This window comes from Mesorhizobium sp. P2_D1 (genome assembly GCF_056404455.1).
In genome coordinates this window covers 46,294-58,429 of sequence record NZ_JBFUDZ010000028.1, presented here as the reverse complement: position 1 = coordinate 58,429, position 12,136 = coordinate 46,294, and the positions used below count along the sequence as shown (strand labels likewise).

The window sequence follows — 12,136 nt, the reverse complement described above, 5'->3', positions numbered from 1 at the left end:
CTCGTGCTTTGATCATGCGTTTGACTTGGGCTGGTTGCCCGGTATCCACCAGTCTCGTCCGCGCGGGGTGGTGACATACTCCGGCCACCGAAATCCAATCGGCGGTTCGTAGTCGCAGAGCGGCGCGATCCAGTTCGAGCCGCCGATTCCTCCGCCTGTGCGCGCGATGAATTCATTCATCGCCGAATCGCGGGCGGCCTGGTCTTCCAGCAGCCGAAGGCCGGCGAGCGCAATGGTCTTCGATGCGCAGACGACCATCGGGTCGATGGTGGCGGGAATGCCACCCAGAGCGTTCATCACCCATGACGGATAGGGGTAGCCGGTTTCCGAGCGCAGCGCCGGGCGGGCGACATAGAAGCGCGCCGTTGGCGCATGCCAGCTCATGTCGGTGTAATCGTCGGAGGTCGAATTCACCTGCGAGGGCGGCAGATCGCGGCGCAGGATCGCTTCCGCCGCCTGCGGCTCGATCAGGCGCTCAAGTTCTTCGATGAACGGCTCGTCGCTCGCCATGCGCCCGGCATTGACCTGCATGTCGCGCGCGATTGCCTTGGCGTCCTCGTCCCAGCGCGGCGGCCCGACGGTCGACAGCGATTCATAGGCGATTTCCGCCATGGCGTGATTGGCCAGCCCGGGCCGCGACTTCGACACCCAATGCCGCTCGTGGCGGCAGCCGCTCACGGCGGCAGCGGCCTCGGCATTGCGGTCGAGCACGGCGGTGACCTGTTCGGCCATCGCCAGCGTCGGCACGCGGATCATGTACTGGATTTCGGCCAGCTCGGCCGGCAGGTTGTCGGCGGTCGCCTGGCCGGCGGTGAGGATCGCCTCGCTGATCGACCAGCCGCCCTGGTGCGGCAGCATGGAATCGCGCAGCGCCTTGGACGCCATGTACATCATCATGAGCGCGTCGTTGGCGCCGGGCGCGCGCACCGCCGAATGCGCCTGCGGAATGGGCGCCGCGCCGCCCGCCGCGCTCGCCCAGCGCTCCGGTTGGTCGCAGATGAAGCGATAGATCATGGCGTAGGCCGCACCGCAATGCGTGTCCCAGCGCGCCGTGTTGCAGAGCGGCAGCATGTAGAACGGATGGAAGGAGATCATGCCGGCAAGGCCGTCATAATAGCCCTTGGCGGCATGGATCGGCTTTGACCCGCGCACCTTTTCCGCCGGCTCGCCGGTGAAGCGCAGTGTGCCTGGAATGCCGTGGCGCTGCATCGCCGCCTTGGTCGCCAGCAGCCCGCCAAGGCCCGAAATGCCCAGCCCGGAATGCGGGTCGGTATGACCCCCGGCATGTTCGGAGAGGCCTGGGCGCGGACGCTTGACGGTGGCGGCATCCTGGCAATTGCCCGGCACCGCGTCGTATTCGGCGTACATGCCGATGGTCGGGCCGGGACCGTTGGTCCAATGGGCACAGAAGGCGGTGGGCATGCCGCCGGAACCCTCTTCGACGGAAAAGCCTTCGCGCCTCAGCCGCTCCACGTACCAGGCGGCAGATTGATACTCGCGCCATGCGGTCTCGCCGAAGTCGAAAATGGTCCGCGTCCACGCCGACAGCAACGGCTGGATGTCGTCGAGACAGGCAAGGGCGGTTGTTTGCGCCGAGGTGGCCACGGGTTCCTCCATGAGACGAGAAGAAAGCAGTGAAGCGGTTCGCTAGAAAGTGATATGTTTTCCCGGCTCAYGCAAATTCGGTTCACCTGAGGTCTCTTGCGCATACCATCCACCCAGGCGCTGCGTGCGCTCGACAGCTTCGCTCGTCATGGCAGCGTCTGGCGCGCCGCCGACGAGTTGCATCTGACCCGCAGCGCGGTGAGCCATCAGCTTCGCCTGCTTGAACGCGACCTTGGCTTCGATCTGCTCGAACGCATCGGCAAGGGCGTGGCGCTGACGCCGCGTGGCCAGCGCTATGCCAGCGACGTGCGCAAAGCGTTGACCGTGCTGGGCGATGCGGTGACGCGCCATGCCGGCACAGGCGTCGGCGGCTCGTTCAGCATCAGCTGCACGCCGGGCTTCGCCTCGCTGTTCCTGTGCACCCATATCGGCGAGTTCAGGCAGATGTACCCCGATGTCGCGCTGCGCATCCTGACGCCGCGTCGGCTGGATGACGTCAGCAATGCCGACGCCGACGCCTTCATCGCCTTTGGCGTTGGCAATTGGCCGAACCGGGCCGCCGAACTGTTGTGCGAGATTTCCTTTACGCCGCTCTGCAGTCCGATGCTCCTCAACAAGGTCGGCGGATTCTCCAAGCCCGCCGATGTGCTGCGCGCCACTCTCCTGCATCTCGGCGACACCGAGGATTGGGCGCGCTGGCTGGCTCTATCCAAGGTCGAGAACCCCGACCCGGAAGGCGGAATCTTCTTTTCCGACATGAATCTCGTCTTCTCGGCCGCGATCGCCGGCCAGGGAATGGCCATGGGCGACGAACTGACCAGCGGCAAGGCCCTGGCCGAAGGCAGGCTCGTGCGTCCCTTCGACATCGCGATCAAATCGCCGCGCTCCTACTTCCTCGTCTCAGAACACGCCAAGGCGACGCATCCGGTGCTTGACGCGTTTGCCGGATGGCTGCGATCGAAACTCGCGGAGAGCATTGCCAAGGTCATGGCCGACCACGGGCGCCACCGATTGGACAGATGAATGGAATTTGCCGATCCGGCGAAAACTATTTGGTTGCGGTGAGGCCGCACGCTGCCCTACGATTTCTTTTTGGAATTGAGGAAACAGGCAGGATGCAGCAACCCGGCCGGGCCGCAGAGATCAAGGCAATCGGAATCGGCAAGAGCTTTGGCTCGTTCCGTGCGCTGGACAATCTGACGCTCGATATTGGCCGTGGCGAGTTCCTTACCCTGCTCGGGCCGTCTGGTTCGGGCAAGACCACCTTCCTGATGATCCTGGCCGGCTTCGTGCAACCGACCGAGGGCCGGCTGTTCAGCGACGGCGTCGACATCACCGACCGACCGGCCGAACAGCGCGCGGCCGGCATGGTGTTCCAGGGCTATGCGCTGTTCCCGCATATGAGCGTGGAAGCCAACATCGCCTTCCCACTCAAGGTGCGCAAGAAATCGGCGGCCGACATCAAGCGCCGAGTCGGCGAGATGATCGAGCGCGTGGGCCTTAAGGGCCACGAGAAGAAGCTACCGGCGCAACTTTCAGGCGGTCAGCAGCAGCGCGTCGCGCTCGCCCGCGCGCTGGTGTTCGAGCCGGGCGTGCTGTTGCTCGACGAGCCGTTTTCCGCGCTCGACAAGGGCCTGCGCGGCCAGATGCAGGCCGAGATGAAGCGGCTGCACCAAGAGACCGGCACCACCTTCGTCTTCGTCACCCACGACCAGAGCGAGGCGCTGGCGCTGTCGTCGCGCGTCGCCATCTTCAATCATGGCAAACTGCTGCAGGTCGGAGCGCCCGACGAGGTCTACGACAGGCCAGACAACCGCTTCGTCGCCGAGTTCCTCGGCGAGATCAACATGCTGCCGCTGAAGGGGGTGCGCCCGGCCGACAATGGCTCGACCGGCCTCTGCGAAGACCGCGCGGTCTCCATGCGCTGCAAGGCTGAGACGGTGCGCGGCGATGCAATCCTGGCGATCCGGCCCGAATACATGTCGATATCAGGCGAGGCGGCAGCCGGCGAGAACGGCATCGCCGCGACCGCGACCAACTCCACCTATCTTGGCGCGGCAACGCGGCTTGACCTGACGACGCGGCAAGGCGCGAAGGTCACGGTCTCGGTGCCCAACGAGATAGCTGCCGCCGCCTTGAGCAAGGGCAACTCCGTCTGGCTCACCTGGCCTGCGGAAAAGGGTTTCCTCCTTCCGCATGGAGGACAATGACGAACGGTGTGGCGAGATATCGGCGCCACCGCTTTCCGGTACTATCAACGACAAAAAAGGGGAACTGACATGACAAATGACACCAAGAAACAAGCCATCGAGAGCCTGTCCGCAAGGGCAGGGCGCGGCGAGATCTCGCGCCGGCAATTCGCGCAGCTGGCGGCAATCGTGCTGGCCGGCACGCCGATGCTGTTGCGCTCGACCGGAGCCTTCGCCGCTGCGAAGGAACTGGTACTGGTCAACTGGGGCGGCGACGCCATCACGGCCTATGATGCCGCCTATGGCCAGGCCTTCACCAAGGACACCGGGATCACCGTCAAGATGGACGGCTCCGGCCCGACCGAAGGCGCGATCGCCGCGCAGTTCAAGAGCGGCGCGCCGACCTGGGACCTCGTCGACGTCGACCCGTTCTCCGCCATCACGCTCGGCGCGCAAGGCATGCTCGAGCCGATCGACTACAACATCGTCGACAAGAAGAAGATGCGGCCCGGCTTCGGCTGGGACTTTGCCGCTTCGACCTATTTCTTCTCCTATGTCATCGCCTATGATTCCGAGAAATACGGCAAGGACGCGCCGACCGGCATGGCCGATTTCTTCGACGTGAAGAAATTCCCCGGCAAGCGCTCGCTCTACAAATGGGGCGTGTCGAGCTGGGAGGCAGCGCTTCTGGCCGACGGCATCGCGCCCGCCTCGCTCTATCCGCTCGACCTGAAGCGCGCGCACGACAAGATCGCCGCCTTCAAGGAGAACGTCGTTGCCTATTGGGGCGGCGGTGCCGAAAGCCAGAGCGTGCTGCTCAATGGCGAGGCCTCGATGGCGATCGTCTGGTCGACCCGCGCCTCGCTGATCGAGCAGGATTCCGGCGGCAAGATCAAGTTCATCTGGGACCAGGGGCTGATCTCGCCCGGCGCGCTCGCCGTGCTCAAGGGCAATCCCGGCGGCAAGGACGCGGCGATGAAGTTCATCGCCAGCGCCCAGGACCCGCAAAAGCAGCTGGTCATGTTCGACAAGCTCGGCCAGGGCCCAGCAAACCCGGCCGCCGACGCGCTGATCCCCGCCGACAAGAAGCGCATCAACCCGGTCGACCCCGAGAACATGAAGAAGCAGATCGCGCTCGATATGGACTGGTACGCCAAGAACTACGGGCCAGCGCTCGACGAATACACCAAGATCATCTCCGCCTGACCGAGGCAGGGATTATCGGGTCGACATGAGAGCATATCTCTCCGACAGGATGGGCGCGGCGCTGTTGATGGCGCCGCTGCTCCTGTTTCTTGTCCTGGCCTATGCCTGGCCGTTCCTCGGCGTCGTCAAATGGAGCTTTACGCTGCCGACGCCGGGGCTCGGCCAGTATGAGGCGCTGCTCACCGACGATCTGGTGCAGTCGGTGTTCATCCGCACGCTGCGCATCGCGGCGGTCGTCACCGTGGTCTCGGTGGCCGCTGCCTATGCCATCACCGTCGTCTGGGTGCGCGGAACCCCGGCTCAGCGCCTGGTTGCCGAGTTCTGCATTCTCGTTCCCTTCTGGATCTCGGTGCTGACCCGCGCCTTCGGCTGGGTGGCGCTACTGTCCAATCGCGGCCTGATCAACACCTGGCTGCAGGCGATCGGCTTCATTTCCGAACCGCTGGCGCTGGTGCGCAACGAATTCGGCGTCATCGTCGGCATGACGCATTTCCTCATTCCTTTCGCCGTCTTTCCGCTGGCGTCTGCCATGCGCAGCCTCGACGACCGCGTGCTGTTGGCAGCGCGCGGGCTCGGCTCCAGCCGCATGCGCACCTTCTGGTCGGTCTTCGTGCCCATGACCCGCTCCGGCATCATCGGCGCGGCCCTCATCGTCTTCGTGTTTTCGCTGGGCTTCTTCGTGACGCCGGCGATCCTCGGCGGCGGCCGCAGCGTCATGGTCGCCGAGCTGATCTATCTGAGGATATTCCAGAGCCCGGACTGGGGGCTGGGCGCGGCGATCAGCGTCGTGCTGGTGCTGTTCGTCGGCGCGCTGATGGCGCTCTTGTTCCGTTATGTCAGACCGAAGCAATTGATCTGATGCCGACTTATCGCCCCGGTCCCGTCTCCCTAATCATCGCGGCCTTCGTGGCGCTGTTCCTGCTGATGCCCTTGCTCGCCGTCATCCCGGTGTCGCTGACGCCGAGCCGCATGCTGGCCATGCCATCAGGCGAACTGTCGCTGCGCCACTACAGGGCGCTGATCGAGGATCCGCGCTGGATCGATTCGATCCTGCTCAGCATCCGCATCGGCATCGTCAGCAGCGCCTTTTCCACCGTGCTGGCGCTGTGCTTCAGCCTCGGCGTGTGGATGTTCCAGCCGCGTTTCACTGCTGCACTCGTCGGCTTCGTGCTGCTGCCCATGGTCGTGCCGCCGGTGGTCTCGGCCATCACGCTCTACTTCCTGCTCACCTCGATCTCCGGCTTCAGCTCGCTCTTCGGCTACGACACGTGGCTTGGCGTTGCCATGGCCCATTCGGTGATGACGGTGCCCTTCGCCACCGTGCTGATGCTGGTCTCGCTCAGCCAGCTCGACCGGCGCATCGACCTCGCCGCGCGCGGCCTTGGCGCGTCGGTATGGGAGCGAGCCACCCGCATCATCATGCCCAACATCAAGTTCGGCATCATCACCGCGGCACTTTTGTCCTTCGTGCTGTCCTGGGAAGAGATCGGCGTCACGCTGTTCATCACCTCGGTCAACGCCATCACGCTGCCCAGGCTGATGTGGATGGGGCTGCGCGACAACATCGATCCGGCGATCGCCGCGCTTTCCGTGATTCTGATCATCATCACGGTGCTGGTGCTTGCGCTGCGCAGTTTCGTGGTTAGGTTGCGCGGCGTCCGCTGATTGGCAAGCCGGGCAGAATCCGGATACCCTTGGAGGCGATCCCGGCACATGATCGGCAAGCCGCTACGATGAAGGAAAACGATGACCGCGTCCGGCGACTTGCAGCAGGCCTTGTTCCAGAGATTGAGGAGCGATGCATCGCTGTCGGCGCTGCTGGGCGGCGCCGGGCTGCTCGAACACGCGGCCGACAACGCCGCCTTTCCCCACGTAACCTGCGGCCAGACCAGCGCCTTCGACTGGGATACCGGGGTCCAGAACGATGCCGACCAGTTGGTCACGCTGCACGTCTGGTCGAAAACCCATGGCGAGGCCGAAACGCGTGCCATCATGGACAGCATCAAGGCGCGCCTCGCCGACGCGGTGCTGATCATCGGCCCGCGTGGACAGACACGCCTCGTGCTGGAATTCGCCGAGGCCCGCTATGACGAGGACCTGCTCGTGCATCATGGTTTGCTGCGTTTTCGCGCCATAACGCAGGATAGTGACTGATGCGCTTTCAATATGGTCCAAACGGGGTCTAGACTGACACTTCCGGGATTTCGTCGGGTGGGCGGCGAAATTCGATCGGTCGTCTCGCGTTCCAGGGGGTAGCGGGCATGGTCTTGGTGGCGTTCACTGTTCATTTCACGTTCAGCACCGATGCGTTACAACGCCAGCCATGAAAACGCTTCGCTCCCACTTCCGAACCGCGACACTGGCGCTCTGTGCTGCCGGGCTGTTTGCGTCGCAGGCGATGGCGACACCGGTCATCACGCCTGACCAGGGCGGCCCGATCGTTTTGGCGGCTTCCGATTGCTACGCCATCGGCCAGCAGGTGGCCGCGCAGAATGGCGGAACGCTGGCCAAGGCCTCGCAATCGACCCGCGGCGGCCAGCCGGTCTGCGTCATCGTCGTGCTCGTCCCGGGCAAGGACGGGCAGCGTCCGCGCCGCTCCGAAATCGTCGTGCCGCAGAACTGACCAATCTTTCATCTTACAGGCCTTCGTTTCCCAGGCCGCCGGAATCGGCCTATATCTGCCCCCAGCTCATCAACAGGTATCGATTTTCGCATGCGCGTACTCGTCGTCGAGGATGACAAGGATCTCAACCGGCAGATATCGGACGCGCTGGTCGATGCCGGCTATGTCGTCGACCGCGCCTTCGATGGCGAGGAGGGGCATTTCCTCGGCGACACCGAGCCCTACGATGCCGTCGTGCTCGACATCGGCCTGCCGCAAATGGATGGCATTAGCGTGGTCGAGCGGTGGCGTCGCGGCGGCCGCAAGATGCCGGTGCTGATCCTGACGGCGCGCGATCGCTGGAGCGACAAGGTCTCCGGCATCGACGCCGGCGCCGACGACTATGTCACCAAGCCGTTCCACATCGAGGAGGTGCTGGCGAGGCTCAGGGCCCTGATCCGGCGCGCCGCCGGCCATGCCTCGTCCGAACTGACCTGCGGGCCGCTACGCCTCGACACCAAGGCGTCGAAGGCCGATGTCGACGGCGTGCCGCTGAAACTGACCTCGCACGAGTTTCGCCTGCTTGCCTATCTGATGCATCATATGGGCGAGGTGGTCTCGCGGACCGAACTGGTCGAACATCTCTACGACCAGGATTTCGACCGCGATTCCAACACCATCGAGGTCTTTGTCGGGCGACTGCGCAAGAAGATGGGCATCGACATGATCGAAACCGTGCGCGGCATGGGCTACCGCATGCGTGAGCCGGAGGCGTAACTCGGAACCGCTCAAACAAACCGCAAGGACGCCGCTTTCGCTGCGTTTGTGGCCGCGTTCGCTGACGTTCCGTGTGATCGCCTTTTCCACGGTGTGGGCGATCGTGACCCTTGTCATCATCTTCACCCTGATCACCACGCTCTATCGCCAGGCCAGCGAGCGCGGCTTCGACAGCCTGCTTTCGGCGCATCTGTTCAACCTGATCGGCTCCATCGGCATTTCCGACAGCGGTGCGCTCACCGGTGCTCCCGATCTCGGCGACCTCCGGTTCTCGGAGCCGAATTCGGGCTGGTACTGGTCGGTGGAACCTGCTTCGGAAGGCGTGCACGGAGATCTTCACTCGTCGTCGATGACCAAGACGATCCCATCGCCCGATGTCGCCGATGTGCCCTTCAATTCCAGTTTCCAGCGCAGCTATGCGACCGAAGGCATCAACGGCGAGCAGCTCGAAGTGTTCGAGAGCGAATTCGTTCTCGACTCCAAGAACCGCGCCGCGCGCTTCCGCGTCATGGGCAACCAGAGCGAACTCGAACAGGAAATCTCGACCTTCCAGCGCCGCCTGCTGACCTATCTCAGCCTGTTCGGTGTTGGCATGATCGCGATCAACGCGATCGCCATCCTGCTCGGCCTGCAGCCGCTGCGCCGGGTCAGGAATGCACTTGCCATGGTGCGCGAGGGCACTGCGCACAGGCTCGACGGCCAGTTTCCGGCCGAGATCGAACCGCTTGCCAACGAAACCAATGCGTTGATCGAAAACAACAGGCGCATCGTCGAGCGGTCGCGAACCCAGGTCGGCAATCTCGCCCACTCGCTGAAGACGCCGCTGGCGGTGCTGCTCAACGAGGGCCGGGCGCTTGGCGGCGCCAAGGGGCAGTTGATTGCCGAACAGGCCGCTTCGATGCAGAAGCAGGTCGATCACTACCTGCAGCGAGCCCGTGTCGCGGCGCAGCGCGACAGCGTCGTCTACCGCACGCCGGTGGCGCCCCTGGTGCAGCGCATGGTGCGGGTTTTGCAGAAACTCAACCCGCAGACCAACCTGTCGCTGGCGCTGCCGGCGACCGATATCGTCTTCGCCGGCGAGCGCGAAGACCTTGAGGAATTGCTCGGCAATCTGCTCGAAAACGCGATAAAATGGGCCAGGAGCGCGGTGTTGGTATCGGTCGTGCCTTCGACCGGCAAGGACGAGGCGGCCAGCCTGTTTGAGATCAGCATCGAGGATGACGGCCCGGGCATTCCCGAGGACAAGGCGCGCGAGGCGATGAAGCGTGGACGGCGCCTCGATGAGACAAAGCCCGGAACAGGCCTGGGGCTGGCCATTGTCGCCGACCTCGTCAACGAGTATGGAGGCGTTCTGGCGCTCGAACGGTCCGGCATGGGCGGATTGAAGGCGGTGGTGCGATTGCGGAGCCTTCAATGATGCCTTCCCGGATCAATCCGAGTTCGACGGACAGTATTTACTATGGCGGCATGTCGATTGATCCAAGCGGCCAAATTTCCGACAAATATCAATACTATGGCCACGCCGACTTCTTCGATGACGCGGCCCCCGGCTCATCCATGACAGGCTCCAACTCAAGAAAACCGGTTGTTGGCATGAAGATTCGCGTCGCGCTTGTTTCCGCATTGCTGGCCGTTTCCGGCTGCACCACCCTGAGCGGCAAGGGCCCCTCGGTTGCGCCGACGCCGGCCTCGACGCCTCCGTCCGGCGGCAAGGTCACCACGACGATCATTTCGGCAATGGACGGCGGCCTGGTAGGCGGCTCGATCGGCAACGGCCTGAGCGAGACCGAGAAGCGCAGCGCGCTCGAGGCGGAATACAAGGCGCTCGAATATACGACCAGTGGCCAGAAGGTGGCGTGGAAGGGCGACCAGGCCTCGCACTATGGCGAGGTGGTTCCCGGCCAGCCCTACCGCGTCGGTTCGCAGGACTGCCGCCAGTACACGCAGACGGTGTTTGCCGGCGGAGCCGGCGTCACGGCGCGCGGTACCGCTTGCCGCAACGCCGACGGTAGCTGGACGCCGCTGACCTGACGATCAACCGGATCCGGCTGATGTCCGGCCGGTTGATGTCGATCAAGGACATGCGGCGCGCCTGCCGTCAAAGCGTCGCAGGATGCATCTGTTGGCAGGGCATGGCTCTGCCTTTATTGGAAGAACCATGCTGTTTTGGGTCATAGCCGCAATTCTCACGCTGGGTGCGAGCCTGGCGGTGCTGCTGCCGCTGGCCGCCARCTCGAAGGGCGCGTCGTCGACCGGCGATCACGATCTGGAAGTCTATCGCGATCAGTTGTCCGAACTCGATCGCGATGCCGCGCGCGGCTTGATCCAGCCGGCCGAAGCGACTGAAGCGCGCGCCGAGATCGCGCGCCGCATCCTTCGCCTCGACAATGCGGCAGCGGCCGGCAAGGCATCCGTCAGGCAGGCCTCGGTCGCGGCGAGGCTGGTGGCAACCGCGGCCGTTCTGGCGGTCCCGCTGGTCAGCTGGGGGCTCTACAGCCAGCTCGGGTCTCCCGACCTGCCGTCGCAGCCACTCAGTGAACGCTTGGCCAAGAATCCGGCCGACAGTTCGGTGGACGAGTTGGTGGCGCGGGCCGAGGCCCATCTCGCCGCCAATCCATCCGATGGCAGGGGGTGGGATGTGCTCGCCCCCGTCTATCTGCGCATGCAGCGCTTTTCCGATGCTGCGGCGGCCTATCGCAATGCCATTCGCCTCGACGGCGACAGCGCGGTCCGCAGGGCAGGTCTTGGCGAGGCGATCGCCAATGCGGCAGGCGGCATCGTCTCGGCCGATGCCCAGGATGCCTTTGAGGCCGCACTGAAGCTCGATCCGGCCAATGCGAAAGCCAGCTTCTACCTGGCCATGGCGCTGGCGCAGGAGGGCCGCGCCAAGGAGGCGGTCGCGGCCTGGCAGGCGATGCTGGGCAGGCTGCCGCCGGATTCGCCATGGCGCGGTGCGGTCGAACAGGCGCTGGCCAAATCCGGCAGCACCGAAGTCGCCTCCGGCGGCGCCACCAACGGTCCCGATGCCGGCGATGTCGACGCCGCATCCTCCATGTCTCCCGCCGACAGGGAAGCCATGATCAACACCATGGTCGCCGGTCTCGACGACAAACTGCGGCAAAATCCGCGTGACCCGGAAGGATGGATGCGGCTCGTGCGTTCGTATGTCGTGCTCGGCAAGGCCGACCAAGCGCGTGACGCGCTGGGTCGCGCTATTGCCGTCTTCGGAGCCGACAGTGACGAAGCCAAGAAATTCACCGCCTTTGCCGCTTCGCTTGGCCTGACGGCGACGGAGTAGGACTGACATGACGCGCAAGCAGAAACGATTGTCGGTGATCGCGGGCGGACTGGCCTTCCTGGGCGCGGCCACCGGGCTGACCTTCTATGCGCTTGGCCAGAAGGCGTCCTATTTCTACATGCCGGCCGACCTCACCACCGCCAGTGTCCAGCCCGGCCAGCGCATCAGGCTGGGCGGACTGGTCGAAAAAGGCACGATCCAGCGCGGGCAGGGGGCGACGGTCGCCTTTTCGGTCACCGACACGCACAAATCGGTCAAAGTCACCTACACCGGCATCCTGCCCGACCTTTTCCGCGAAGAGCAGGGCGTCATCACCGAGGGCAGTTTCGGCCCTGACGGCACCTTCGTTGCCGACAGCGTGCTGGCCAAGCATGATGAGCGCTACATGCCCAAGGAGGTGGCCGACGGCCTGAAGGCCAAGGGCGTCTGGCAGGAGAGCAAGAGTGAATAAGCCGGTTC

13 protein-coding genes are annotated in these 12,136 nt (G+C 64.3%); 12 read left to right on the top strand and 1 reads right to left on the bottom strand.

The genetic code is table 11. From position 1 onward, the window contains the following. Positions 1-12: 12 nt before the first annotated feature. Positions 13-1,617, bottom strand: a complete 1,605-nt coding sequence (locus tag AC1D0I_RS20235; RefSeq protein ID WP_477397242.1) for a zinc-binding metallopeptidase family protein — start codon at positions 1,615-1,617, stop codon at positions 13-15. A gap of 84 nt (positions 1,618-1,701) precedes the next feature. Here AC1D0I_RS20235 and AC1D0I_RS20230 point away from each other — a divergent pair, with 84 nt between their 5' ends. The 12 genes from AC1D0I_RS20230 (at position 1,702) to ccmE (ending at position 12,128) form a co-directional block, all read left to right on the top strand. Further along, positions 1,702-2,628 carry a LysR substrate-binding domain-containing protein gene (locus AC1D0I_RS20230; protein ID WP_095089913.1) on the top strand — a complete coding sequence of 309 codons (927 nt, stop codon included), beginning with the start codon at positions 1,702-1,704 and terminating at the stop codon, positions 2,626-2,628. A gap of 92 nt (positions 2,629-2,720) precedes the next feature. Next, entirely contained in the window at positions 2,721-3,815 is a 1,095-nt protein-coding gene (locus AC1D0I_RS20225) for an ABC transporter ATP-binding protein (protein ID WP_477304751.1), read from the top strand. Positions 3,816-3,884: 69 nt separating this feature from the next. Continuing rightward, entirely contained in the window at positions 3,885-5,000 is a 1,116-nt protein-coding gene (locus AC1D0I_RS20220) for an ABC transporter substrate-binding protein (protein WP_095089917.1), read from the top strand. A 25-nt stretch (positions 5,001-5,025) separates the two neighbouring features. Then, positions 5,026-5,859 carry an ABC transporter permease gene (locus tag AC1D0I_RS20215; protein ID WP_095089919.1) on the top strand — a complete coding sequence of 278 codons (834 nt, stop codon included), beginning with the start codon at positions 5,026-5,028 and terminating at the stop codon, positions 5,857-5,859. Continuing rightward, the gene (locus AC1D0I_RS20210) at positions 5,859-6,665 is read left to right on the top strand and encodes an ABC transporter permease (protein ID WP_477226205.1); all 807 of its coding nucleotides are present in this window, start codon (positions 5,859-5,861) and stop codon (positions 6,663-6,665) included. Before AC1D0I_RS20215 ends, AC1D0I_RS20210 begins: the two co-directional genes overlap by 1 nt. Positions 6,666-6,746: 81 nt before the next feature. After that, a complete protein-coding gene (locus AC1D0I_RS20205; RefSeq protein WP_095089923.1) occupies positions 6,747-7,154 on the top strand; it encodes a DUF3168 domain-containing protein in 408 nt (135 codons plus the stop codon). 169 nt (positions 7,155-7,323) lie between these two features. After that, positions 7,324-7,623, top strand: a complete 300-nt coding sequence (locus AC1D0I_RS20200) for a hypothetical protein (RefSeq protein ID WP_457150988.1) — start codon at positions 7,324-7,326, stop codon at positions 7,621-7,623. 90 nt (positions 7,624-7,713) lie between these two features. Continuing rightward, the gene (locus tag AC1D0I_RS20195) at positions 7,714-8,379 is read left to right on the top strand and encodes a response regulator transcription factor (protein ID WP_023812809.1); all 666 of its coding nucleotides are present in this window, start codon (positions 7,714-7,716) and stop codon (positions 8,377-8,379) included. Next, positions 8,363-9,796, top strand: coding sequence for an ATP-binding protein (locus tag AC1D0I_RS20190; protein WP_477397240.1), 1,434 nt, complete (start codon positions 8,363-8,365; stop codon positions 9,794-9,796). The genes AC1D0I_RS20195 and AC1D0I_RS20190 overlap by 17 nt, the downstream gene beginning before the upstream one ends. 176 nt (positions 9,797-9,972) lie before the next feature. Next, complete coding sequence (locus AC1D0I_RS20185; protein WP_477304761.1) at positions 9,973-10,410, top strand: hypothetical protein; 438 nt, start codon at positions 9,973-9,975, stop codon at positions 10,408-10,410. A gap of 127 nt (positions 10,411-10,537) precedes the next feature. Beyond that, complete coding sequence (gene ccmI / locus AC1D0I_RS20180; protein ID WP_477397238.1) at positions 10,538-11,677, top strand: c-type cytochrome biogenesis protein CcmI; 1,140 nt, start codon at positions 10,538-10,540, stop codon at positions 11,675-11,677. 7 nt (positions 11,678-11,684) lie between these two features. Next, entirely contained in the window at positions 11,685-12,128 is a 444-nt protein-coding gene (gene ccmE, locus AC1D0I_RS20175; RefSeq protein WP_095089931.1) for a cytochrome c maturation protein CcmE, read from the top strand. Positions 12,129-12,136 lie beyond the last annotated feature (8 nt).